The 23,589-nt window shown below is 29.9% G+C and carries 27 protein-coding genes; 22 read left to right on the top strand and 5 right to left on the bottom strand.

The genetic code is table 11. From position 1 onward, the window contains the following. Positions 1-55: 55 nt before the first annotated feature. From NR218_RS09505 to NR218_RS09445, 13 genes are all read left to right on the top strand, one after another. Positions 56-196 carry a hypothetical protein gene (locus NR218_RS09505; RefSeq protein WP_162837134.1) on the top strand — a complete coding sequence of 47 codons (141 nt, stop codon included), beginning with the start codon at positions 56-58 and terminating at the stop codon, positions 194-196. Between the two features lie 318 nt (positions 197-514). After that, positions 515-931: a DUF1934 domain-containing protein gene (locus tag NR218_RS09500; RefSeq protein ID WP_049379664.1), complete on the top strand. Its 417-nt coding sequence runs from the start codon at positions 515-517 to the stop codon at positions 929-931. Then, on the top strand, positions 928-2,589 hold the full coding sequence (gene argS, locus NR218_RS09495; protein ID WP_002448884.1) for an arginine--tRNA ligase: 1,662 nt from the start codon (positions 928-930) through the stop codon (positions 2,587-2,589). Before NR218_RS09500 ends, argS begins: the two co-directional genes overlap by 4 nt. Before the next feature lie 79 nt (positions 2,590-2,668). Then, the gene (locus NR218_RS09490) at positions 2,669-3,316 is read left to right on the top strand and encodes an endonuclease III domain-containing protein (protein ID WP_049413743.1); all 648 of its coding nucleotides are present in this window, start codon (positions 2,669-2,671) and stop codon (positions 3,314-3,316) included. Positions 3,317-3,406: 90 nt separating this feature from the next. After that, positions 3,407-4,168 carry a MerR family transcriptional regulator gene (locus NR218_RS09485; RefSeq protein ID WP_265883359.1) on the top strand — a complete coding sequence of 254 codons (762 nt, stop codon included), beginning with the start codon at positions 3,407-3,409 and terminating at the stop codon, positions 4,166-4,168. 75 nt (positions 4,169-4,243) lie between these two features. Then, positions 4,244-4,747 carry a DUF805 domain-containing protein gene (locus tag NR218_RS09480; RefSeq protein ID WP_017176037.1) on the top strand — a complete coding sequence of 168 codons (504 nt, stop codon included), beginning with the start codon at positions 4,244-4,246 and terminating at the stop codon, positions 4,745-4,747. A gap of 203 nt (positions 4,748-4,950) precedes the next feature. Then, entirely contained in the window at positions 4,951-5,871 is a 921-nt protein-coding gene (locus tag NR218_RS09475) for an ABC transporter substrate-binding protein (protein ID WP_048682710.1), read from the top strand. Between the two features lie 190 nt (positions 5,872-6,061). Next, on the top strand, positions 6,062-7,018 hold the full coding sequence (locus NR218_RS09470; protein WP_017176035.1) for a FecCD family ABC transporter permease: 957 nt from the start codon (positions 6,062-6,064) through the stop codon (positions 7,016-7,018). A 58-nt stretch (positions 7,019-7,076) separates the two neighbouring features. After that, positions 7,077-7,781 (top strand): HAD family hydrolase, encoded by a 705-nt coding sequence (locus NR218_RS09465; RefSeq protein ID WP_017176034.1) that lies wholly within the window; start codon positions 7,077-7,079, stop codon positions 7,779-7,781. Next, positions 7,782-8,576 carry an alpha/beta fold hydrolase gene (locus NR218_RS09460; protein ID WP_017176033.1) on the top strand — a complete coding sequence of 265 codons (795 nt, stop codon included), beginning with the start codon at positions 7,782-7,784 and terminating at the stop codon, positions 8,574-8,576. A gap of 132 nt (positions 8,577-8,708) precedes the next feature. Continuing rightward, positions 8,709-9,215 carry an SA0570 family protein gene (locus tag NR218_RS09455; protein WP_017176032.1) on the top strand — a complete coding sequence of 169 codons (507 nt, stop codon included), beginning with the start codon at positions 8,709-8,711 and terminating at the stop codon, positions 9,213-9,215. A gap of 205 nt (positions 9,216-9,420) precedes the next feature. Then, positions 9,421-10,137, top strand: coding sequence for a hypothetical protein (locus NR218_RS09450; protein ID WP_242554197.1), 717 nt, complete (start codon positions 9,421-9,423; stop codon positions 10,135-10,137). A 158-nt stretch (positions 10,138-10,295) separates the two neighbouring features. Further along, positions 10,296-11,111, top strand: a complete 816-nt coding sequence (locus tag NR218_RS09445; RefSeq protein WP_017176030.1) for an alpha/beta fold hydrolase — start codon at positions 10,296-10,298, stop codon at positions 11,109-11,111. A gap of 246 nt (positions 11,112-11,357) precedes the next feature. Here NR218_RS09445 and sarA read toward each other — a convergent pair whose 3' ends face one another. From sarA to NR218_RS09420, 5 genes are all read right to left on the bottom strand, one after another. Further along, the gene (sarA, locus tag NR218_RS09440) at positions 11,358-11,732 is read right to left on the bottom strand and encodes a global transcriptional regulator SarA (protein WP_002448898.1); all 375 of its coding nucleotides are present in this window, start codon (positions 11,730-11,732) and stop codon (positions 11,358-11,360) included. A 315-nt stretch (positions 11,733-12,047) separates the two neighbouring features. Beyond that, complete coding sequence (locus NR218_RS09435; protein ID WP_242536430.1) at positions 12,048-12,863, bottom strand: HlyD family efflux transporter periplasmic adaptor subunit; 816 nt, start codon at positions 12,861-12,863, stop codon at positions 12,048-12,050. 270 nt (positions 12,864-13,133) lie between these two features. Next, positions 13,134-14,060, bottom strand: coding sequence for a DMT family transporter (locus tag NR218_RS09430; protein WP_019834894.1), 927 nt, complete (start codon positions 14,058-14,060; stop codon positions 13,134-13,136). Positions 14,061-14,240: 180 nt separating this feature from the next. After that, a complete protein-coding gene (locus NR218_RS09425) occupies positions 14,241-14,462 on the bottom strand; it encodes a DUF2922 domain-containing protein (RefSeq protein WP_017176027.1) in 222 nt (73 codons plus the stop codon). Between the two features lie 32 nt (positions 14,463-14,494). After that, positions 14,495-14,701, bottom strand: a complete 207-nt coding sequence (locus NR218_RS09420) for a hypothetical protein (protein ID WP_002448893.1) — start codon at positions 14,699-14,701, stop codon at positions 14,495-14,497. Positions 14,702-14,843: 142 nt separating this feature from the next. On the opposite strand from NR218_RS09420, the gene NR218_RS09415 reads away from it, so the two are divergent. The 9 genes from NR218_RS09415 (at position 14,844) to NR218_RS09375 (ending at position 23,549) form a co-directional block, all read left to right on the top strand. Next, entirely contained in the window at positions 14,844-15,401 is a 558-nt protein-coding gene (locus tag NR218_RS09415) for a tyrosine-type recombinase/integrase (protein ID WP_071560716.1), read from the top strand. A 14-nt stretch (positions 15,402-15,415) separates the two neighbouring features. Beyond that, positions 15,416-17,818 carry a DUF4040 family protein gene (locus NR218_RS09410; RefSeq protein WP_071560715.1) on the top strand — a complete coding sequence of 801 codons (2,403 nt, stop codon included), beginning with the start codon at positions 15,416-15,418 and terminating at the stop codon, positions 17,816-17,818. Beyond that, a complete protein-coding gene (mnhB2, locus tag NR218_RS09405; RefSeq protein WP_002455676.1) occupies positions 17,805-18,230 on the top strand; it encodes a Na+/H+ antiporter Mnh2 subunit B in 426 nt (141 codons plus the stop codon). Before NR218_RS09410 ends, mnhB2 begins: the two co-directional genes overlap by 14 nt. Then, positions 18,227-18,574: a Na+/H+ antiporter Mnh2 subunit C gene (gene mnhC2, locus NR218_RS09400; protein WP_002448875.1), complete on the top strand. Its 348-nt coding sequence runs from the start codon at positions 18,227-18,229 to the stop codon at positions 18,572-18,574. The genes mnhB2 and mnhC2 overlap by 4 nt, the downstream gene beginning before the upstream one ends. Next, complete coding sequence (mnhD2, locus tag NR218_RS09395) at positions 18,564-20,063, top strand: Na+/H+ antiporter Mnh2 subunit D (protein WP_025987150.1); 1,500 nt, start codon at positions 18,564-18,566, stop codon at positions 20,061-20,063. Before mnhC2 ends, mnhD2 begins: the two co-directional genes overlap by 11 nt. Next, on the top strand, positions 20,060-20,542 hold the full coding sequence (gene mnhE2, locus NR218_RS09390) for a Na+/H+ antiporter Mnh2 subunit E (protein ID WP_019834898.1): 483 nt from the start codon (positions 20,060-20,062) through the stop codon (positions 20,540-20,542). The genes mnhD2 and mnhE2 overlap by 4 nt, the downstream gene beginning before the upstream one ends. After that, entirely contained in the window at positions 20,539-20,841 is a 303-nt protein-coding gene (mnhF2, locus tag NR218_RS09385) for a Na+/H+ antiporter Mnh2 subunit F (protein ID WP_017176022.1), read from the top strand. Before mnhE2 ends, mnhF2 begins: the two co-directional genes overlap by 4 nt. Next, positions 20,816-21,316: a Na+/H+ antiporter subunit G gene (locus NR218_RS09380; protein WP_019834899.1), complete on the top strand. Its 501-nt coding sequence runs from the start codon at positions 20,816-20,818 to the stop codon at positions 21,314-21,316. Before mnhF2 ends, NR218_RS09380 begins: the two co-directional genes overlap by 26 nt. A 193-nt stretch (positions 21,317-21,509) precedes the next feature. Continuing rightward, the gene (locus NR218_RS09375) at positions 21,510-23,549 is read left to right on the top strand and encodes a cation:proton antiporter (RefSeq protein WP_017176020.1); all 2,040 of its coding nucleotides are present in this window, start codon (positions 21,510-21,512) and stop codon (positions 23,547-23,549) included. Positions 23,550-23,589: the final 40 nt, after the last annotated feature.

The raw sequence follows: 23,589 nt of genomic DNA, 5'->3' as shown, positions 1-23,589 counted from the left end.
ATGATATAATTATTTAAAAGATTATAGCTAATTTATGGAGTAAAGAGGACAACAAATGAAAAATATCTTATTATTTGTAGCATCAATCGGTTTCGGCATCATTTTCTTCTATAAATATAGAACACTTTTAGAAAAGTATCATTATGATATTGTTGAACTTGAATCAGAAACGGACATATTAGAAAGAAAAAAGTAATACTATGATACTAATGGTGACATTCAAAAAATAATAACTTGAAAAAAATCGAGTCTGAGACTTAAAACATAAGCGTCTTAGGCTCTTTTTCATTATATAGAAGTAGATAATTAAATTAAAAACATAGGATATCAAGATTTTTTAATTGTGTTGAGGCAAGGACTTAAATGGGACAATGAACACAACATGACTTTTGTTTTACTCTCTTTTTTATGATAACTATTTAACTAATGTTGATAGAATTTTGTTAACTTCAAGCACTATAGGATTTATGCTATAATGTGGTGTAATATTTTAAAGATTAAGGTGAGTCACACGTTGGATAAGAATATACACATTCAAACGAAACAAGTCTTAAAACAAAATGGAGAAAAACAAACATTTGAGTTTTCTTCTCAAGGATCATGGCAACAAAAACATGCCGATTATATTCGATATCAAGAACAAATTGAAAGTGCAGTTGTTAATGTAACAATTAAAATTGAAGACAATGGCGTGAAGTTGATACGTAAAGGTGATATCAATATGAACTTACACTTCGTTGAAGGTAAGGACACTACAACACTTTATACTATACCAGCAGGACGCATTCCATTAATAGTAAGAACTAAGAGTATTTTACATTTTGTAAATGAAAATGGTGGGAAATTAAAAATACAATACGAATTACATCAAAATGACGAAAAAATGGGCTCATATCAATATGAAATTAAGTATAAGGAGATAGGCGAATGAATATTATTGAAAAAGTAAAGAAAACTTTAATACAAGAAATTGAAGCAAGTATAAAAAAAGCAAATCTAGCAGAAGATATTCCTGAAATTAAAGTTGAAATCCCTAAAGATACTAAAAATGGAGACTATTCTACTAATATTGCAATGGTCTTAACTAAAATTGCTAAACGTAATCCACGCGATATTGCTCAAGCTATTGTAGACAATTTAGATACAAGTAAAGCAAATGTAAAACAAGTAGATATCGCTGGGCCAGGATTTATCAACTTTTATTTAGATAATCAATATTTAACAGCTGTCATCTCAGAAGCAATTCAAAAAGGTGATAAATTTGGTTATGCAGAAGAACCAAAAAACAAAAAAATATTATTAGAATATGTATCAGCAAATCCAACTGGTGACTTACATATTGGACATGCTCGAAATGCTGCTGTAGGTGATTCACTAGCAAATATTTTAATTGCAGCAGGTTACGATGTAACACGTGAATATTATATTAATGATGCTGGTAATCAAATTACAAATTTAGCACGTTCAATTGAAACACGTTTCTTTGAGGCATTAGGGGATACAAGCCATGAAATGCCAGCAGATGGCTATAATGGTAAAGACATTGTCGAAATTGGTAAAGACTTAGCCAAAAAACATCCGGAAATGAAAGATTACTCTGATGAAGAACGCTTAAAAACATTTAGACAACTGGGTGTTGATTATGAAATGGATAAATTGAAAAAAGATTTATCAGATTTCAATGTTCATTTTGATAATTGGTTTAGTGAAACATCACTATACGAAAATGGTGCGATTGATAATACATTAGAAAAAATGCATGAGTTAGGCTATACGTATGAAGCAGATGGTGCCACTTGGTTACGTACGTCAGACTTTAAGGATGATAAAGATAGAGTACTAATCAAAAAAGATGGTAACTATACGTACTTTACACCTGATACAGCGTATCATTACAATAAAATTAATCGTGGCAATGATATTTTAATTGATTTAATGGGTGCAGATCATCATGGTTATATTAATCGTTTAAAAGCAAGTTTAGAAACATTTGGTGTAGATAGCGATCGTTTAGAAATTCAAATTATGCAAATGGTTCGTTTAATGCAAAATGGCGAAGAAGTTAAAATGAGTAAACGTACAGGTAATGCAATTACGTTACGTGAAATTATGGATGAAGTAGGCATTGATGCGGCGCGCTATTTCTTAACAATGCGTAGTCCTGATTCGCACTTTGATTTTGATTTGGAACTTGCAAAAGAGCAATCTCAAGATAATCCAATTTATTATGCACAATATGCACATGCACGTATTTGTTCGATTTTAAAACAAGCTAAAGAAAAAGGGATTGAAATAGACAAAAACGCTGATTTTAGTACCATTACAAATGAAAAAGCGATTGATTTATTGAAGAAAGTAGCAGAGTTTGAGCCTACAATTGAGAGTGCTGCTGAAAGTCGTGCACCACATCGATTAACTAATTATATTCAAGACCTAGCTTCAGCATTCCATAAATTCTATAACGCTGAAAAGGTATTATCTGATGATATTGAAAAAACAAAAGCACATGTTGCTCTTATTGAAGCTGTTAAAATTACATTACACAACGCATTAGCATTAGTGGGTGTATCAGCACCAGAATCAATGTAATATAAATACTTTTAAGTTAAAAGCACCTTTACGAATATTTATTTGTGAAGGTGTTTATTTTTTATAGAAAGGTAAAAAGATGTCAATGATGACTACAGAACAACTTTACAAAGCATTATTAAAACATATGGGGCCTCAAGGATGGTGGCCAGCAGATACACGTGAAGAGATGATATTAGGTGCTATATTAGTTCAAAATACAAACTGGAATAATGCTGTACTTTCTCTTAGACGGCTGAAAGAAGCAACCCATTTTGAACCGCAAAACATATTAAATCTGCCGATAGAAGAACTAAAAATATTAATCCGCTCTAGTGGTTTCTATAATAATAAATCAAAAGCAATTTCTACATTATTCAACTGGTTAAATCAATATCAGTTTGATTATTGCAAAATTAATGAAGTATATGGAGAACGTTTAAGAAATGAATTACTTAAACTACACGGTATTGGAAGTGAAACAGCAGATGTATTGCTAGTCTATATTTTTGAGAGAGTTGAATTTATTCCTGATCATTATACACGTCGGTTATATAAAAAACTCGGTTATGCCAATACTGAGAATTACGATAAATTAAAAAGAAATGTCGAATTACCTCCAAACTTTACAAATCAAGATGCAAATGAATTTCATGCTTTACTAGATAATTTTGGGAAAAATTATTTTAATGGTTCTATTGAACAAAGATATCATTTCTTAGATCAATATTTTACAAAAATGGATTGACCTTGACGTGACGTCATAGCTTAGTCTCTTTTATAGAGAGATGAAAAGAGTAGTGAAACAAATAGATTAAGAAAAAGGCAGGATGTCAGAATGGAAAATCAGGCATATTTTACACCCAATGACGTGAGTCAAATTACCGAAGTAACTAAACGCACACTTCATTATTACCATGAAATCGAGTTGCTTGTGCCCACTTATATTGCATCTAATGGTTATCGTTATTATTCTTCTAAGGACATCTCTAAATTACAGACCATTCAATTTCTAAGGGAACTGAATTTATCATTAGCAGATATTCAACTTTATTTTAGTAACAGTATAGAAGAGAAAAATATAATATTAGAAAATAATTATCAGCGTATTGTTGCACAAAGAGATCAATTAAACAAAATGATTCATTTTCTTAATCATCATCTCGTTAATCATAGAAAAGAGGAGATTAATATGAGTAAATGGAATAATGATAATATACAGAATCAATATGAGAAAGAAGCTGAAATGAAATATAGTCATACTCCTTATTATCAAGCTTTTAAAGAGAATCAAAAACGATTGAATTCTACAGAAAAACAACAAAAAAATAAGAAAACAATGGAGAGGTTACATTCATTCTTTGATAAAATGAATGAATTATTTATTGCAAACTATAAAATAAATCATGTACAGGTTAAACAAGCAATTTCTGAACTAAAAGATATTCTTCAAACACAAGTACCTAACGTAGATGAACAATTTTTAGAATATATTGCCTCGATTTATGAGAATGATGAGCGATTTGCTAAAACAATTAATAACAAACGACACGATAATTTAAATCAGTATATTGCTGATGCGATTCGAAATGATATTTAATAAAAGATGTTTTTAAGTTCTATAATATGTGATGATATATATATAATATATCTGATGAATAAAAGGAGCTTAAACATGATAGAAGCGTTCAAATTATTTTGGCAAAATTATTTTAATATAAAAAGTCGAACTAGAAGACGCCATTATTGGTTTGCTATTTTAGCTAATTGTATTATTTTAGTGATTATGAGTTTACTTTTTAATATCATTACTTTGGGGTTAAATGGAGGGCATACATTTTTTGATATTGTGTATGAAATCATTGATATCATTATTTTTATAGGAACGTTTACGATGACGGTACGTCGTTTACATGATACAGGGCACACAATGGTTCTACCTCTTATTATTTTAATTTTTACATCAATCAGAAAAATTTCAAGTATTGTAGATAGAACATACGGTATTTCAATTGATGGTTTTTTCAACGGAATGATTGCGCTTGAATTAGGAATTATGGTGGCAGCGATGTCTTTAGTCTTACTTATTATTCTTGTGATTACTTTTGCATTTACAATAAAAGATAGTGATGAGGGGACAAATAAGTATGGCCCAAATCCTAAAATAGCTACTGTATAGTATGAAAACAGGAAGGATACAGAATGTATTTTGAAATCTGTTTCCTTCTTTTTTTATTTTGAAATAGAATTAAATCATTAAGTTTAACCAATAATATAAAATTACACAATAAAAATTTATAGAATTAAATTAATGATATAAATAATTTGGTATGATAAATATATGAAATAAACAAAATTGTGAAAGGAAGGTATTGTTTATAAATGAACAATAAGAAGCTGTGGATTATTTTATTTACATTAGTATTAGTTTTAGCAGCATGTGGACAAAATCAATCGAGTGAAAAAGGACATCATTCTACGCATTCAACTGAGCAAAAAACAACGGATCACAATAATAATACTCATACATATCATCGTATTATATCTTTGATTCCAAGTAATACTGAAATATTATATAGACTTGGTCTTGGAAAAAATATTATAGGTGTATCAACAGTTGATGATTATCCAAAAAACGTGAAAAAAGGCAAGCAACAATTTGATGCAATGAACTTAAATAAGGAAGCACTCTTAAAAGCTAAACCTGATTTGATTTTAGCTCATGAATCTCAAAAATCATCTGCTAAAAAAACACTTGATAGTTTAGCTGATAGTGGTGTGAAGGTAGTATATGTTAAAGACGCTCAGTCTTTAAATCAAGTCTACGATTCATTTGAGCAAGTAGGTAAAGTAACGCATCGTGAAAAAGAGGCGAAACAGTTAGTCAAAGAAACAAAAGATAATGTTCAAAAAGTAATTGAATCAATTCCAGCACATCATAAAAAACAGAGTGTTTTTATAGAAGTGTCTTCAAAACCTGAAATATATACAGCAGGAAAAGAAACCTTTTTCAATGATATGATAGAAAAACTAGATACAAAAAATGTATTTTCAAATGTTAGTGGATGGAAAGCAGTAGATAAAGAAAGTATTATTAGAAAAAATCCTGATATTTTAATTTCAACTGAAGGTATTTCAAAAGAAGAATATTATGAAGTGATTAAAGAACGTGATGGTTTCTCTGAAGTCAACGCAGTAAAAAATGAACGTGTGGAAACAGTCAATGGTGACGAAATTTCACGACCAGGACCTCGTATTGATGAGGGTATGAAAGAATTACGTGATGCAATTTATAAACGTTAAAACGTTAAGATGAGAGACTTTTCAAAAGCCTACAACGATATTGACAATGTTGTAGGCTTTTTATACAACATATATTCTTGTAAGTTTAGCAAAGCAGAGAAAGAATCATTTTGTAATCTTATTTTAATTAGTAGTAAGGATATATTCATTGTAATATAAGAAATAAATAATAATTGAAATGTGAGTGGAAATGAAACGACATCTATATTTAACATTTTCAGTTTGGACACTTTGCTTATGTATTATAATAGCTATAAGTCTTTTTTGGGGTTTAGGGTCATTACATCAAGCATTTAATCAAATGATTTTTTTTAAGGTTAGAGTTCCTAGAACATTTGAGGCACTTATGGTAGGAGCCATATTAACGTTGACGGGTCAATTATTTCAAACGGTATTAAATAATCCTTTAGCAGATAGCTTTACACTTGGTTTAGCGAGTGGAGCGACTTTTGGATCAAGTTTAGCTATATTTTTAGGTGTATCTTTTCTATTTATTCCAATTTTTTCTATCATTTTTAGTATCACGACACTTTTACTTGTTGTTATAATGACAATCGTATTGTCTAGAAATTTTCCAATTAGAGTACTCATCATATCTGGACTTATGGTAGGCGCTTTTTTTAATGCATTAATATATATACTTACACTCATTAAACCAGAACGTACGAATCGTATGTTAGCCTATTATTTCGGAGGATTTGCGAATGCCGAAATGAATGAGCTCGTTTATATTACAATGGTTTCTTTGCCAATCATTATTGTGATATATAGTTTAGTTACACCAATTAAGCTCTTGCAATTAGGAGAAGCTAAAAGTAAGTCTCTAGGGTTAAATGTGCAATGGATAACATTTATTGTACTTTTGTTAACATCTATTATGACAGCTATAGCAGTAGCGTTTATAGGTGTTATAGGTTTTATTGGCATCATTGTACCTCAATTAATTAGACGATATTATTTTCAATATAGTCTTGCTATACAAATGACATTAAACATATTGATAGGTGCATTAACGATGCTATTCGCTGATGTTGTAGGGAAGATTGTTATTAATCCAGTGCAAATTCCAGCAAGTATTATTTTATCACTTGTTGGGATACCCATATTATTTTATATTTTAGTCACTCAATCTAATACAACACGTTAGTGAAGTGAACAAAAATTATTAAAATAAGAATAATTATAGTGATAAGAGGTAAATAAAAATGGACTTAAGCCAAATCAAAGCAGTTGTGTTCGATTTAGAAGGCACATTATTGGATAGAACTAAGTCTCGAGATAAATTTATAGAAGAACAATATGAACGTTTTCATGATTATTTTGTACATGTACAACTTGCTGACTTTAAACATAAATTTATAGAATTAGATGATGATGAAGATAACGATAAACCTTATGTATATAAGGAGATAATAAAACAATTTCACATCGATAGATTGAAATGGAAAGATTTATTTCATGATTTCGAAATGCATTTCTATCGATATGTATTTCCATACTACGATACATTATACACACTTGAAAAGTTGTCAGAGCATGATTATTTACTCGGTGTAATTGCAAACGGGAAATCAAAGATTAAACAATTTCGGATTTATTCATTAGGAATAGAACACGTGATTAATTATTTATCAACTTCTGAAACAGTAGGTTATCGCAAACCTCACCCACGTATTTTTGAAGATATGATTGATCAACTCGGCGTTTTACCAGAAGAAATTATGTATGTTGGAGATGATGCCTTAAATGATGTTGCTCCTGCACGTGCTATGGGAATGGTAAGCGTTTGGTATAAACAAGAAAATGCTGAATTAGAACCTTTAGAAGAAGAAGTAGATTATATCATTACAACAATAGAAGAGCTCTTAACGATTTTATCCATAAATAAACAAAAAAAAGGAGATAATTAAATGGAATTATTTACAAGAAAAGGTGGATTTACATTAAATTACAATACTATGGGACAAGGATACCCAGTAGTGCTTGTACATACTGCGTTTGAAAATGCTTCAATTTTTCAAAATTTAGCTCATGCACTTTCAAAAACATTTCAAGTCGTATTATTGGATTTACGTGGTCATGGATATTCAGATAAACCACGACATATTAAATTCAATGAATTTGCAGATGATATTATTTTATTATTAGATTATCTCTACATAGATCAAGCGGCTTTTATTGGCCATGAAATGGGTGCTACAATTATTGCGCATTTATCAAAGCAATATCCAGAGTATGTCTCTTCGTTAACAATGATCAATCCGACATCTATTGAAGGAGAGTTACCAGAAGAACGATTGTTTAGAAAATACGCACATAAAATCCGTAACTGGAATGAAGATAAACAAGAGAAGTTTTTAGATAAACATCGCTATTATAAACATCGTAAAGTGAATAAGTTCTTAAAAAATGTCGAAGATACTAATTCAATTTCTACTAAAGAAGAGACAGAAGCAGTAGATGAAGTATTTAAACAAAGAGGAATTGCAGAAGTATTTGAGTACATCACTAAACCCACATTTATAGTTGCAAGTGCGTATGGAGAAAGAATAACATCTCTTGAATCTAAAGAAGTAGCAGATTTAATAGGAAATGTACATTTTGAAGTGTATTCGAAGTCAAGCATGTATCCTTTTGAAGAAGAACAAGAGAAGTTTATCCATGATGTGACACCTTTTATAAAAAAACATATGCCTCAACACTAAATAATATTATTTACCAAAATGAATGGATTATAAAAAAGAAATATTTTGTAATGTTTTTGTAATATTTCTGTTATTTTTGTAATGGATAGGGTATACTGTAATTAAGCATAAAAGAAAAAGGAGTGAGTGCTTATGAAAAAGTTAGCAACAGCCCTATTAGTTTCAGGACTAGTAATGACAGGAGTAGGCTATAATCATGCTGAAGCAGCTAGTGGTAATTCGATTCAGACTGTACAACAATTAACTCAAGGTCAAAAAACATTAGAAAATGTGACAATAGGTGAATCAATTAAAAATGTTATTAATCACTATGGCACACCTATTTATTCATATAATCCAAATAATCAAGAAAAATATTATGAATTCCATACAAATAAAGGCGTATTAGTTGTTACTGCCATCGGTAAAAAAAATACTGGTTATGTGACTAGAGTATCAATGACTTATAATCAAGCCAATGGTCCAACTTATCAAAAAGTAGCACAAAGCGTAGGTAAAAGAGCCATTAAACGTGTTCAATATAATAGTGTAAGTGGCAATTTTGCTTATATTCAAAACGGTAAAACAAGCTATCAATTTGGTTCAAGCTCACCTAAAGACAAAGTATTAAAATTATATCGTATTGATATTAATAAATAATGTAATGAAGTAGTTAGTTAAAGTGACGTATAATCCATTTCATTTAAAAGGTAATGAAATATATAGAAGTAGGATAACGAATTCAATCTGGGATTCGTTATCCTACTTCTTTTTATGAAAAGAAATCAATTGAAATCTATGATAAAATGTTGAAATGAATAAATTGAATGTATTTTAAAACTTACATTTGATAAAGGAGCAACATATGCGATCAAACGATAAAGTATTACTTGAAAATGTGAATGATTATTTTACTCATAAAGGCATGCCCCCTAAACTTATCGATGACATTAAAGAAAATATACGTAATGACTTTAAAAAATCTGAAGAAAAAAAGCAAGATTATCTTGATTTTAGAGGGAAATCAACGGCTCAAATTATCCTAATTATTCAACGAAATTTATTTGGTTTACAATTGAATCCTATTATATTTTTTATTATCAATTTTATTTTAATTTCATATTTATATGATAAGCAATACGTTCCATTCCAAGCTGCAACTATATTATCTTTGTTTTATTGTATTGTTATTATCCCGATTACTATTTTTATTCATATACAAATTGCTCGAAAAAAATATTTATATAGTAATCGCACAGAGATAATCATAGGCTATATGATTGCAATTATTGCTTTAATTCTTATTATTATGCGTGCATTTAATCTCACTATAGGCATTGTTCCTATTACTATGTATAGTCATCAATTTATTTTCTTTATGGGACTTATAATGAGTTTATGCGGGGTTATTTTTAAAAGATTAGAATATACAGCAGTAGGTTTATTATTCTCTCAAAAGACGATTGATGCTGTTATTGTAAATTCAAATGTCGCTCAAACTGTTTCACTTATCATTTGGATTATTATCGTCGTACTAATTGTTACATATACTATACGATTATCATCTAGAAGAAGTATTTAATAAAATATATGATTTTAACTCAACCCTGATTAATAGGGTTGAGTTTTTTTATTTAAATTATATAAAAATTTTTAAATAAAAAAATAATTAATTGTATACATGTTTATAGCGTTAAATATGTTTTAGTGGGTATAGTAAATACTAAGGGAGGTGCCGATATGAAAAAAATTGAAACGTCTAATCAAATAAAGATAGCTTATCAAGATGCAGGTACAGGCATTCCCGTTATTTTAATTCATGGTTTAGATGGTAATTTAGCTGGGTTTTACTCATTAAAAAAAGAGTTGAAAAAACACTATAGAGTCATTGTTTATGATGTGAGAGGTCATGGGAAATCTACACATCCTACGAGTTATAACTTAAATGATCACATTAAAGATTTAATTATGTTAATGCAACAATTAGGTATTAAAAGCGCACATTTATTAGGACATGATATGGGTGGAATTATTGCACAAGCTTTTACCGAAAAATATAAAGAGAAAGTGCGATCTTTAACAATTATATCTTCTAAATCTGAAGATATTGTCCATGGTTTTACAAAATTAATGATTGAGCACCAAGATAAAGTAGCGGGGTTTAATAAATCTGAAGCGTTACTTATATTATTTCCATATATTTACAAAAAAAGTGACGTTGCAATGAAGTGGTTTCAACGTCAACGTTTATATAGTAAACAAGACGATGAAGATAGTGCAGTAGCATCAAGAGCCTTATTAGATACAGAGAATCAATCAAATACAGTCACACATGAAATCAATGTTCCAACTATGATAGTAGAAGGACGTTATGACCCAATTATTATCAATAAAGAGAATCAACAATTTGAAAATCAATTTAAAAATATAAATTATGTTTTATTTAATGACTCAGGGCATGCACCTCATATAGAAGAAGAAGAGAAATTTTTAACATTATATTTAAATTTTGTAGAAAAAAATGATGCATCTCATACTACAAATTTATTGATATAAAATTATAAGCATAGAGTCAAAATTATCTACAATAGAATATCTAAGGAAACAGAACAACCTAAAGGGTGGGGTTCTAGATATAAAAAAATTATTAAACAATGTTTATAAATATTAGAATGAAGTTATTCTACAGAAAACAACATCATATAATATGAATTATGGCTATAAAAGAGGCCCGTAGACGAATGTTATCTACGGGCTATTATTCTAGGTTTTTTTAAGTTCTAGTCTCTTTAGGGTTTACTATTATAATTCTGTTTCTTTATTAGCTTCTTCGATTCGTTTGTTAACTCTATTAAGTAATTCATCAATTTTTGTACGTTGCGTTGCATTTACAAGAATCAATACTGTTCTTTCATCATGCTCATTACGTTTTTTATCGAAGTAATCTTCTTGAGATAAATTTTTCACTGCTTTTACTACTTGAGGTTGCTTGTAGTTTAAGTGATTAATAATATCTTTTAAATAATACTCTTCTTCTTTACTTTGACTAATATAAGTTAAAACAGCAAATTCTTCAAAGCTAATTGAAAATTCTTTTTTAATAATGCTTTTTAATTTATCTGCATAAGTAATCATTGCTAATAATTCAAAGCAGTCATTAATTTTTGAAATAGCCATTTTAAGACCTCCCCAACTAATATTCTTTCTATTTTTTATGCATCCGTTAAATTTATCTATATATAACGTCAACTATTAGTTTAAAAAAGCTATTAATAATTTAGATTAAATAAATTAATTTAATTCTATTTTATTTAGTTAATTATAACTAAATAAAATTAGAAAGTAAACGAAAATGCACTTAATAAAACAATATTTTGATTAATTAATACTTTGTTTATAAAAATAAGCAAATTTTATAAAAGATTTAATTAAGAACAATTATTATGATACTCCATATTATAAAATTAAAGTTTAATATACTAAAATAAAAGATTATTCGGTGCTTTCTAATAAAGATGTAGAAGGATGCGTAATAATTTTATCACCAATATTTAATCCATTGGATACCATAATATACCCACTTTTTTTACTTTTAATATATTTAATGTTTCTTTTTATAATTTTTTTATTATGTATAACTAGAACATAATTTTTATTGTAAATGACTTTATTGGGTAATTCATATTCTGTTGTTCCTAAGTGAAGATCAAAATGGTATCCAATAGGGTAGGAAGGATCTGTAGAAATATCTACGTTATAAAAAGAGGAAGATGTCTCAGTTTTATAAGGAATAGAAGAAATAGATAAAATTTTTCCTTCAAATTGCCTAGTATCTTTAATAGAAACTTGAACAAGTTGATTATTTTTAAGCTGTTTGAGTTGAGATTCATTGATTTTAGCACGAATGATTCGTTCATCACTATTAATTTGCATAATTTCAGTATGAGATTTTGAAGGGAAAGGGTGAAGTACGGTGACTCGACCTTTAATAGGAGCATAAATACGTGTTTGAAGTTGTTGCTGTAAGTTGAGTATATCATTAGATAATTGAACTTGTTGATTGAAGTTATCGGAGGATATTTTATTTGAGTGTTGTATTGAAGATAAAAGATTCTTTTTTGCAAGAATATGTTTTTCAATGTGTGGATTATAATATTTAAATATGGGTGTATCTTTAGATATCGTTTCGTTATTTTTTACTAGAATATCTGAACTAATACCTAATGAGGGCTCATAATAAAGTGTATAACTTTGTTTAGCTTGCTGAACGCCTTGAAAAGAAAGAGAGTAATGTGGTTTTACAGTCATCGTTTCTATTTTGCTTAAATGAGTAGTTTTAGGAATCTTAGAATAAATATAAAATCCAAACGAAATAATAAGGAGAAGGAGGAGGGTTACCATTATTGGTAAAGGGGATAAAAACTTTTTCAAATATAATCACCTCTAAACATTAATATGCATTTATTATACAAGTTTAGAGCTAAATACAACATAACGAAATGATGACATCAAAAAAGTCTTCTCAATTATTTCATTAAGAAGACGAAGATTTAGATAAAAGTTTAATTTTAGTAACCATTAAAACAAACGTAATAAAACAATACCAATTGCTATAGCGATTAATCCTATAAATTTACGGAAAGTCATTTCATTTTTAGGTACACCAATGCCAAAGTGATCAATAATGACGCCCATTATCATTTGACCAAGCATTGCGACAATAGTTGTAAGAGCAGCACCTAAATAGGGCATTAATATAATATTAGATGTAACGAATACGACACCTAAAATCCCACCAATAAAATAGAGCGGTTTAATACGACCGAGATGATGTTGTGATAGTTTAATTTTTAAACTTCTATTAAATATTATTGTTAGAATAAATAACGCAATAGTTCCAACAGTAAAAGAAACTAGTGCAGCGAATAAAGAAGAATGCATTTGTTTTGAAAGTTCGCTATTGATTGTAGTTTGTAGTGGAGGCGCAAATCCGAAAATAAAGCCAATGAACAACCAAATATAAAGTGAGATATTTCTTTTATCTTTAAGTTTATTTTTAGGTATATGGTTCATAAGAAGAATTCCGAATAATAAAACAATAATTCCCACACCTTTTAAAAAGGTAAAAGATGTTTGATTGGCTCCAAGTAACCCCAATGTATCAATAATAACACCCATTATGATTTGACCAGCAACTGTCATCACAACCGTAAGTGCTGCACCTAATCTTGGAAGAAGTAATAAGTTACCTGTTAAGAAACATACACCAAGCAAGCCACCAACCCACCAATGATAATCAATAGAGTGACCAGCATAAAATGAGCTTGAGAACATTTGGATATTAAAAATGATATTAAGTATTAATAAAAAGAGAGTGCCTACAAAAAAAGAAATTGTAGAGGCATAAAAAGATGATTCTGTAAATCGACCTAATCTAGAATTAATCGATGTTTGAATAGGCACCATCATACCAGCAATAATTCCAAGTACAAATAGAAAAAGCAAACGTAATTCCTCCATTATTTTTACTATCAAATATGATTATTATACGTAAATTTATAAAAAAATTCTATACTAAAAAAGAGAACGGATAGAATTCTTTTAGAACTCTTCATCCATTCTCAATCTACTGTTTAGAAGACGTGAAGTAAAATTTGATATTGTAACTTACGTCTACTATGTCAATTAATTTAATTCAAATAAAACAGTTGTTGTTTTATCTACAATCTGAGCTGAAGCGACTTTACTTGGAGCGCCACTGGTGAATCTTAAAACATCTAACTTAATGATATTTTCCATTGCTGATTGTACATTAGCTTCTGTTATTGTTGCTGAAATTTGTGGTAATTGTAACTTAGCTGTTTTGTTTAGATTTGTCTTAAATATAAGTTCTAACGTTTTTGACATTGTTCATACCTCCTTTTTAATAAAATCATTCATTAAACTAATCCTTGAGTTTTTACAACTTCAACTTTATCGAAAGATTCTTCAATCAAATTTGAAATTGTTGTTACAAATGATTTGATGTCTGCTTCAGAAGCACGTGTATTAATGTTATTAAATCGACGTTTAATTTCTTTGGCTTTTCCATTTGTATCATGTGTAACGTGAGTACAAATAACAGATAACTGAGTAATTTCGTTCATCTTACTTTCACCTCCTTACACTTTATATATCGAAAATATTTTTAAAAAAAGTAACTTGAAGTCAAAAATAATTGAGCGAAATATTTTAATGTTACTAAAATATGATATATCATTAATTAAGAAGCTTTTTTGAGGTGGATAAATGAATTATGTAGAACCTATTAAGAAAAAGAATGATATTAAGAAGATGTATCACGTGTTGCAAATGAAATCAGACAGAGATTATCTTTTATTTAAACTGGCTATACATACAGGTATGCGACTTACTGACTTATTACATCTTAAAGTTGAAGATATAAAGAATAAGGAAGATAAAGAAATAAAGACAGCTTGGATTCAACAAGGCGCCCCATTTATCAAAATTATGATTCCTTCTGATTTAAGAAATGAAATTGATACATATATCTATGAAAATCAGTTGAAAGATCATCATCTTTTATTTCAGTCTCTTCGTACACATAAAGAACTTTCACGTCAGCAAGCTTATCGAGTTATTCACCACGCAGCTAAAGAATTAGGCCTTTTACATATTGGTTTAACTACTCTACGTAAAACTTTTGCATATCATGCTTATAAATCGGGTATTTCTATTGCGATTATTCAAAAATATTTAGGACACCAGACTACGCATGAAACTTTGAAATTTATTGGTTTGTCACCTAAAGAAGATCATCATACAATTATTGCTTTGAATTTATAAAAAGGAGGGTTTTGATGAGTTTAATTTATTTACTAGGGGCACTTTTACTAATCACAGGTATGGTTCTAATCACTTTATTTATTAGACCTCTAAGACGCTATGCAGGATATATTTCCCTATTTGCTCCAGTAATTGCTTCTGTTTATTTCTTATCTCAAATTCCTAATGTACTTCATCAGAAAGTGATTTCTTTTAAACTAGCTTGGATGCCAGCTATCGATTTGAATTTAGATTTAAGACTAGATGGACTTGGATTAATGTTTGCTTTAATTATTTCTATTATAGGGATAGCTGTTTTCTTTTACGCTACTCAATATTTAACGCCTAATGGTGATAACTTACCTAGGTTTTTCATATACTTACTTTTATTTATGTTTAGTATGTTAGGTATAGTAATATCTAATAATACCATCCTTATGTATATCTTCTGGGAACTCACAAGTGTTTCATCTTTCTTACTTATTTCGTATTGGTATAGTAATGCAAATAGTCAACTAGGTGCAATACAGTCATTTATGACTACGGTATTTGGTGGCTTAGCATTATTAACAGGTTTTATTATGTTGTACATAATGACAGGTACGAATACAATTACTGAAATTTTATCGCAAGGTCATCATATTAGTGAGCAACCTTTATTTATTCCGATGATCATTATGATGCTTATTGGTGCTTTCACGAAATCAGCTCAATTTCCATTTCATATTTGGTTACCTAAAGCTATGGCTGCGCCAACTCCTGTAAGTGCCTATCTACATTCAGCAACAATGGTTAAAGCAGGTATATTTTTACTATTTAGATTCACGCCTGTATTAGGCTTAAGTAATAGTTATATTTATATTGTTACTTTTGTAGGATTAATCACAATGATGTTTGGATCTCTTACAGCTTTAAGACAATATGATTTGAAAGGAATTCTTGCCTATTCTACAGTTAGTCAACTTGGGATGATTATGACAATGGTTGGTTTAGGTGGAGGTATTGCGCAGCATCCAAGCGGACCAATGGCTAAAATTTACACATTAGTTTTATTTGCAGGGTTGTTCCATGTCATGAATCATGCGTTATTTAAATGTACGTTATTTATGGGTGTAGGTATTATTGATCATGAAGCGGGCACAAGAGATATTAGAAAATTAAATGGTATGAGAAAATTCTTTCCTAAAATGCACGTGAGTATGACGCTTGCAGCATTATCAATGGCGGGAGTACCATTTTTAAATGGTTTTTTAAGTAAAGAAATGTTTTTTGATTCTTTAGTTAAATCTATTGAATTAGAGCAATTTAGTTTAACTTTAACCATTATAATTGTGGCATTAGGCGTGATTGCAAGTATATTCACTTTTGTCTATGCAGTTTACATGCTAAAAGAAACATATTGGGGAGAATTTAATGAAAAAGAAGTTCCTAAAAAGCATATTCATGAGCCATGGTTGTTCAGTTTACCAGCAATAATCTTTGCTGTAATGCTACCTGTTATCTTCTTTATCCCAAATACCTTTACGCATCCGATTATTTTACCTGCATTAAGAAATGTCACAAACTTAGGTATCCAAGTTGATAAGATGGCACCACATGTATCTCAGTGGCATGGTATTAATTTACCGCTTATTTTTAGTATCATTGTTATTATTTTAGGAATTATTTTAGCAACAAAAGTAAATTGGAAAGTGTTAACGCACCGCTTAATCAAAACAGCATCGATTACAAATTCCTATCGTAAAGCTTATAGCGTATTTGAACATTATGCTGGTTGTAGTATTCGTGGTGTAATGACTAACCGATTAAATTATTACAATGTGATTACGCTTTTAGTGTTTTCACTATTTGTAGCATATGGCTTTTTAAGAGTAGGGTTTCCTAAACTACATCTAATGCATGTTACTGACTTTGGACCTTTAGAAGTACTGATTGCGATTTCAATCAGTGTTGTTGGTATAGCACTTGTTTTTATAAGACAACGTTTAACGATGGTAATATTAAATGGAATTATTGGCTATTCAGTTGCATTATTTTATTTAATCATGAGGGCACCTGATTTAGCTTTAACACAACTTGTAGTAGAGACGATGACTACAATATTATTCATTGTTAGTTTTTCACGCTTACCAAATATTTCCCGTAAGAAAGCAGATAAGAAAAAAGAAATGATGAAAATTGTTGTAGCATTCATTTTTGCAGGCGCAGTGGTAACACTTGTGTTTATGGCACAACAAGGTGATGGTTTAGAAACTATTTCTAAATATTATATGAATGCAAAAGAACTCACAGGTGGTAAAAATATTGTGAATGCCATTTTAGGTGATTTTAGAGCACTTGATACTATGTTTGAAGGCTTGGTATTAATTATTGCTGGTTTAGGTATTTATACATTATTAAATTACAAAGATCGGAGAGGTCAAGATGAAAGAAAATGACGTAGTCTTAAAAACAGTAACTAAAATTGTTGTATTCATTTTACTTACTTTTGGTTTCTACATTTATTTAGCGGGTCATAATAATCCAGGAGGAGGATTTATTGGTGGTCTCGTCTTTAGCTCAGCTTTTATCTTGATGTTTTTAGCTTTCGACGTAAAAAAAGTATTGGATAGTTTACCTATCGACTTTAGAAAATTAATGATTATTGGAGCGCTTATTTCTTTAATCACAGCAATTGCGCCTACCTTTTTTGGCAAATCATTTTTATATCAAAGTGAATTTACACTTCATTTACCAATATTTAATGAAATGCATATTACTACAGTGACGATTTTCGAATTAGGCATAGTACTTTCAGTAGTGGGTGTGATTGTCACAATTATGTTGGCATTGAGTGGGGGTAAATCATGAATCTTATTTTATTACTAATCATAGGATTTCTCGTATTCTTAGCGACATACATGATATTATCTTTAAATTTAATTCGTATTATTGTAGGGATTTCGATTTATACGCATGCGGGTAATTTGATTATTATGAGTATGGGTCACTATAGTGACCACGTAACAGAACCGCTTATTCGTGGTTCAAATACCAACTATGTCGATCCATTATTGCAAGCACTTGTTTTAACTGCAATTGTTATTGGTTTTGGTATGACAGCTTTCTTACTTGTATTAGTTTATCGAACATATCGTGTTACAAAAGAATCAGAAATTGATGTGCTTAGGGAGGATGAAGATGATGAACAGTAACTTATTAATCCTTCCGATTCTCTTACCACTTCTTTGTGCATTATTACTTGTATTTACGAAGAATAAAAATAGAGTTTCGAAGATTTTATATATTGGAACAATGACGGTTAATACGCTAATTTCGCTAGCTTTATTAATTTATGTGATGAATCATAAACCAATCACTTTAGATTTTGGTGGTTGGAAAGCACCTTTTGGTATTCAATTTTTAGGTGATACTTTAAGTTTACTCATGGTAACAGTCGCTTCTTTTGTAGTGACTTTAATTATGGCGTATGGATTTGGACCTGCTGAAAAACGTGTGAATCGCTATTACTTACCAACATTTATTTTATTTTTAACTACCGGTGTGATTGGTGCTTTTTTAACTTCTGATTTATTTAACCTCTATGTGATGTTCGAAATTATGTTACTTGCATCATTTGTGCTTGTAACATTAGGACAATCAATAGAACAATTAAGAGCAGCCATTATCTATGTTGTTTTAAATATTATTGGTTCTTGGTTATTTTTATTAGGTATTGGCTTACTTTACAAATTAGTAGGAACATTAAACTTTTCTCAAGTTGCCTTACGCTTAGATGATATTCACAATAATGAAATGGTGGTTGTCATTGCAATTGTATTTATGATTGCATTTGGTTCAAAAGCATCGTTAGTGTTATTTATGTGGTTACCTAAAGCTTATGCAGTATTAAATACTGAGCTCGCAGCTTTATTTGCAGCTTTAATGACGAAAGTGGGAGCATATGCTTTAATTCGTTTCTTTACTTTATTATTTGATCAACATCCAAATATTACACACCCAATACTTGTATTTATGTCTTGTATTACAATGATTATTGGTGCTTTTGGAGTCATTGCATTTAAAGACATAAAGAAAATTGCAGCATATCAAGTTATTTTATCAATTGGTTTTATTATTTTAGGCTTAGGATCAAATACATTTGCTGGAATTCATGGTGCTATTTTTTATCTAACAAACGATATTGTAGTAAAAACATTATTATTCTTTATTATTGGTAGTTTAGTTTATATGTCTGGTTATAGAGAATATAAGTATTTATATGGTTTGGCAAAGAGAGAGCCTTTCTTTGGCGTAGCATTTATCGTTATGATTTTCGCGATTGGCGGGGTTCCTCCATTTAGTGGATTCCCTGGTAAAGTGCTTATTTTCCAAGGTGCGGTTCAAAATGGTAATTATATCGGATTAGCACTCATGATTTTAACAAGTCTTTTAGCAATGTATAGTCTATTTAGAATACTATTTATCATGTACTTTGGAGATGCAGATGGCGAGCAAGTTGATTACAACCCATTACCTGCTCATCGAAAAGGTATGATTGGCATACTAACTGTAGTTGTACTAGTTATGGGTCTTGCGGCACCAATTGTTATGAATGTTACTAAAAATGCAACAGAGTTAAATACAAATGATGCTTACTTCCATCACTTAGTTAATCCGCATTTAAAGGAGGAGAATAAATGAGACAAATTGTATTGAATATCTTAATTGCTTTTCTATGGGTACTCTTTCAAGACCAAGGTTCTTTTTTATTCTCTACCTTTGTATCTGGCTATCTTATAGGATTAATTATCATTTATATACTGCATCGATTCTTTGGTCAAGAATATTATTTAGTAAAAATATGGATAGCTATTAAGTTTTTAGGTATATATTTGTATCAGTTAATTACTTCAAGTCTTAGTATCATTAAATATATTTTATTTAAAACAAAAGATATGAATCCTGGTCTTCTCACATATGAAACAGAGTTAAAAAGTGATTGGGCCATTACATTTTTAACCATTTTAATTATTATTACGCCTGGATCGACAGTGATTAGAATTTCAAAATTAACCAATAAATTTTTTATTCATAGTATAGACATTTCTGAAAATGAAAAAGCTAATTTGTTAAAAAGTATTAAACAATATGAACGTTTAATTATGGAGGTGTCACGATGATCCAAGCGATGACTAACTTTTTTAGTACAGGAGCTTTAATATTATTTGGTATTGCATTTATTATTGGATTGTTTCGTTTGATTAAAGGTCCTACAACAGCAGACAGAGTTGTAGCATTTGATGCAGCCAGTGCCGTCATTATGTGCATTGTTGGGGTGGTTAGCGTGATTTATGATACTGATGCGTACTTAGATTCAATTATGTTGATTGCGATCATTTCATTTGTAAGCTCTGTATCTATTTCTAGATTTATTGGAGGAGGTCGGGTATTCAATGGAACTCATAAAAAGCGTCACTGAGTTGATTGCGTCTATCCTTATTTTTCTAGGAAGTATTATTGCAGTGATTAGTGCAATAGGCATTGTAAAATTTCAAGATGTTTTTTTACGTAGTCATGCTTCCACGAAAAGTTCAACGCTTTCTGTATTACTTACTTTAATCGGGGCATTAATATACTTTACAACGGTGCAAGGTTTCTTTAGTGTTCGTTTGTTATTATCCATTGTCTTTATTAATTTAACATCTCCTGTTGGTATGCACCTTGTTGCTAGAGCAGCTTATCGAACTGGAGCATACATGTATAGAAAAGATGATGCACCAAGACAATCTTCCATTTTATTAAGTTCAAAAGAATTTAATACAACAGATGAGTTAAAAAGTCGTGCTAAAAAAAGAGAAGAACAACGAGAAAAACTGTATTATGATATTAAAAAACATAGAGCTGAAGAAAGAAAACAACATGGTGATAAAAATATTGAAGATTTAGAAGAATAATTGCATATCTTAATAATTTTTAAGTGAATTATTTTGAAAGTGCAAGTTAGTTAATCTGAATATAGTTTAATGATAAAATTGATATTAAATTGAGAGCATAAGAACGGTAGATAATAACTACATACGTTTAGAATAAATAAGATGATAATGTATCTTATATCTCAAATTAAATATGAAATAATGGGGTGAAAGTTTGGAAATATTTGAAACGATTCTCATATTTCTAGCTGTTGTTATTGTAAGCTCCTTTGTTCATACTTTTATTCCTAAAGTACCTCTTGCATTTATTCAAATCATATTAGGAATGATCCTCTTTATATTGCCTGTACCAGTTGAATTCAATTTTGATTCTGAACTCTTTATGCTAGCTACCATTGCACCTTTATTATTTGTTGAAGGTGTTAATGTATCTAGGGTACATTTACGAAGATATATTAAACCTGTCATGTTAATGGCATTAGGCTTAGTAATTACTACCGTCATAGGTGTAGGGTTATTTATTCACTTAGTATGGCCAGATTTACCAATTGGTGCAGCGTTTGCGATTGCCGCAATTCTCTGTCCTACCGATGCTCCGGCAGTGCAAGCTATTACTCAAGGTAAAGTATTACCAAAAGGTGCAATGACGATTTTAGAAGGTGAGTCTTTATTAAATGATGCTGCAGGTATCATTTCATTTAAAATAGCAGTAGGGGTACTTGTTACTGGCGCTTTCTCATTATTTGAAGCGATTCAACAATTCTTAATTGCTTCAATAGGAGGGGCCATTGTAGGATTGTTAATCGGTATATTACTTGTTCGATTCCGTCTAACATTAACACGACGTGGTATTGAAAATATTAATATGTTTGTATTTCTTCAATTGTTAACACCTTTTGTAACCTATCTTGTGGCAGAACTATTCCATGCTTCAGGTATTATTGCTGCTGTAGTAGCCGGACTTGTTCATGGTTTTGAACGTGACCGTATTGCTCAAACACGTACACGCCTTCAACTAAGTTATAACCATACGTGGAATATTTTAGGCTATGCGTTAAATGGTTTTGTATTCTCAATACTTGGCTTCTTAGTGCCGGAAGTCATTGTAAAAATTATTAAAAGTGAACCACATAACTTACTTTTCTTAATAGGAATTACTTTATTAGTAGCATTGGCTGTATATGTATTTAGATTTATTTGGGTTTATGTACTATATCCTTTATTTTATCTATCAGTCAGTCCATTCCAAAAATTAATGAATGATGATGGAACAAATACGAAAGAGAAACCCCCTAAACGAAGTATGTATGCGTTAATTATGACTTTTTGTGGTGTTCATGGAACAATTTCACTCGCAATCGCATTAACGTTACCTTACTATTTAGAAAATCATGAGTCATTTAAGTATCGTAATGACTTACTCTTTATTTCTTCAGGTATGGTTATCTTAAGCTTAGTGATTGCACAAATCATTTTACCTTTTGTTACGAAAAATGCACCTCAACCTAAAATAGGAAGTATGAATTTTAAAGAAGCAAGAATTTATATTTTAGAACACGTGATTGATTATTTAAACAAACGTTCCTCATTTGAAACAAGCTATCGATATGGAAATGTTATTAAAGAATATCATGATAAATTAACTTTCCTAAAATCAGTAGAAAAAGATGACGAGAATTCAAAAGAGCTGGAACGTTTACAACGAATTGCTTTTAACGTAGAAACAAAAACGCTTGAAAAATTAGCAGATGAAGGCGAAATTACGGAAAGCATGTTAGAAAACTATATGCGATTTGCTGAACGTACACAAGTTTATAGACAAGCTTCACTCAGTCGTCGTATTATTGTTGGAATTAGAGGATTACTTTTGAAACGTCATATTCGTACACGTACAAATGCAGCTTCATCATTAAGTGTTACTGAAAACTTAATGGAACTTTCTAAAATCAATAAAAGAGTCCATTATAATGTTGTAAGCCGACTTGTTAAAGAGGCAAATGAAGATAATAAATTAGAAGTGGGTATGATATGTGATGGATATTTAATGAGAATAGACAACTTATCACCATCTAACTTCTTTAACACACGTTCTGAAGATTCAATTACTAAAATTAAGTTGAATGCTTTAAGAGAGCAACGTCGTATTTTAACTGAACTTATTAGTGATGAAGAGATTACAGAAGCGACAGCTTTAAAATTACGTGAGGCAATTAACTATGATGAAATGGTTATTGTAGACAGTTTAACTGATTAATTTAATAATAATTAATACTAAACCTAAGATACCTCGCTAT

This window comes from Staphylococcus sp. SUC_1.2 (assembly GCF_026222585.1).
Note: the sequence above shows the minus strand (reverse complement) of the source record. Positions and strands in the feature narration are given on the sequence as shown.

Coding starts and splice junctions, on each gene's coding strand:
- NR218_RS09445 (WP_017176030.1), top strand. CDS start 10,296: ATGAAAAAAATTGAAACGTCTAATCAAATAAAGATAGCTTATCAAGAT.
- NR218_RS09450 (WP_242554197.1), top strand. CDS start 9,421: ATGCGATCAAACGATAAAGTATTACTTGAAAATGTGAATGATTATTTT.
- NR218_RS09475 (WP_048682710.1), top strand. CDS start 4,951: ATGAACAATAAGAAGCTGTGGATTATTTTATTTACATTAGTATTAGTT.
- NR218_RS09465 (WP_017176034.1), top strand. CDS start 7,077: ATGGACTTAAGCCAAATCAAAGCAGTTGTGTTCGATTTAGAAGGCACA.
- NR218_RS09410 (WP_071560715.1), top strand. CDS start 15,416: ATGAGTTTAATTTATTTACTAGGGGCACTTTTACTAATCACAGGTATG.
- NR218_RS09435 (WP_242536430.1), bottom strand. CDS start 12,863: ATGACTGTAAAACCACATTACTCTCTTTCTTTTCAAGGCGTTCAGCAA.
- NR218_RS09505 (WP_162837134.1), top strand. CDS start 56: ATGAAAAATATCTTATTATTTGTAGCATCAATCGGTTTCGGCATCATT.
- argS (WP_002448884.1), top strand. CDS start 928: ATGAATATTATTGAAAAAGTAAAGAAAACTTTAATACAAGAAATTGAA.
- NR218_RS09425 (WP_017176027.1), bottom strand. CDS start 14,462: ATGTCAAAAACGTTAGAACTTATATTTAAGACAAATCTAAACAAAACA.
- mnhC2 (WP_002448875.1), top strand. CDS start 18,227: ATGAATCTTATTTTATTACTAATCATAGGATTTCTCGTATTCTTAGCG.
- mnhE2 (WP_019834898.1), top strand. CDS start 20,060: ATGAGACAAATTGTATTGAATATCTTAATTGCTTTTCTATGGGTACTC.
- NR218_RS09480 (WP_017176037.1), top strand. CDS start 4,244: ATGATAGAAGCGTTCAAATTATTTTGGCAAAATTATTTTAATATAAAA.
- mnhD2 (WP_025987150.1), top strand. CDS start 18,564: ATGAACAGTAACTTATTAATCCTTCCGATTCTCTTACCACTTCTTTGT.
- NR218_RS09455 (WP_017176032.1), top strand. CDS start 8,709: ATGAAAAAGTTAGCAACAGCCCTATTAGTTTCAGGACTAGTAATGACA.
- NR218_RS09470 (WP_017176035.1), top strand. CDS start 6,062: ATGAAACGACATCTATATTTAACATTTTCAGTTTGGACACTTTGCTTA.
- NR218_RS09460 (WP_017176033.1), top strand. CDS start 7,782: ATGGAATTATTTACAAGAAAAGGTGGATTTACATTAAATTACAATACT.
- NR218_RS09490 (WP_049413743.1), top strand. CDS start 2,669: ATGTCAATGATGACTACAGAACAACTTTACAAAGCATTATTAAAACAT.
- NR218_RS09380 (WP_019834899.1), top strand. CDS start 20,816: ATGGAACTCATAAAAAGCGTCACTGAGTTGATTGCGTCTATCCTTATT.
- sarA (WP_002448898.1), bottom strand. CDS start 11,732: ATGGCTATTTCAAAAATTAATGACTGCTTTGAATTATTAGCAATGATT.
- mnhB2 (WP_002455676.1), top strand. CDS start 17,805: ATGAAAGAAAATGACGTAGTCTTAAAAACAGTAACTAAAATTGTTGTA.
- NR218_RS09420 (WP_002448893.1), bottom strand. CDS start 14,701: ATGAACGAAATTACTCAGTTATCTGTTATTTGTACTCACGTTACACAT.
- mnhF2 (WP_017176022.1), top strand. CDS start 20,539: ATGATCCAAGCGATGACTAACTTTTTTAGTACAGGAGCTTTAATATTA.
- NR218_RS09485 (WP_265883359.1), top strand. CDS start 3,407: ATGGAAAATCAGGCATATTTTACACCCAATGACGTGAGTCAAATTACC.
- NR218_RS09415 (WP_071560716.1), top strand. CDS start 14,844: ATGAATTATGTAGAACCTATTAAGAAAAAGAATGATATTAAGAAGATG.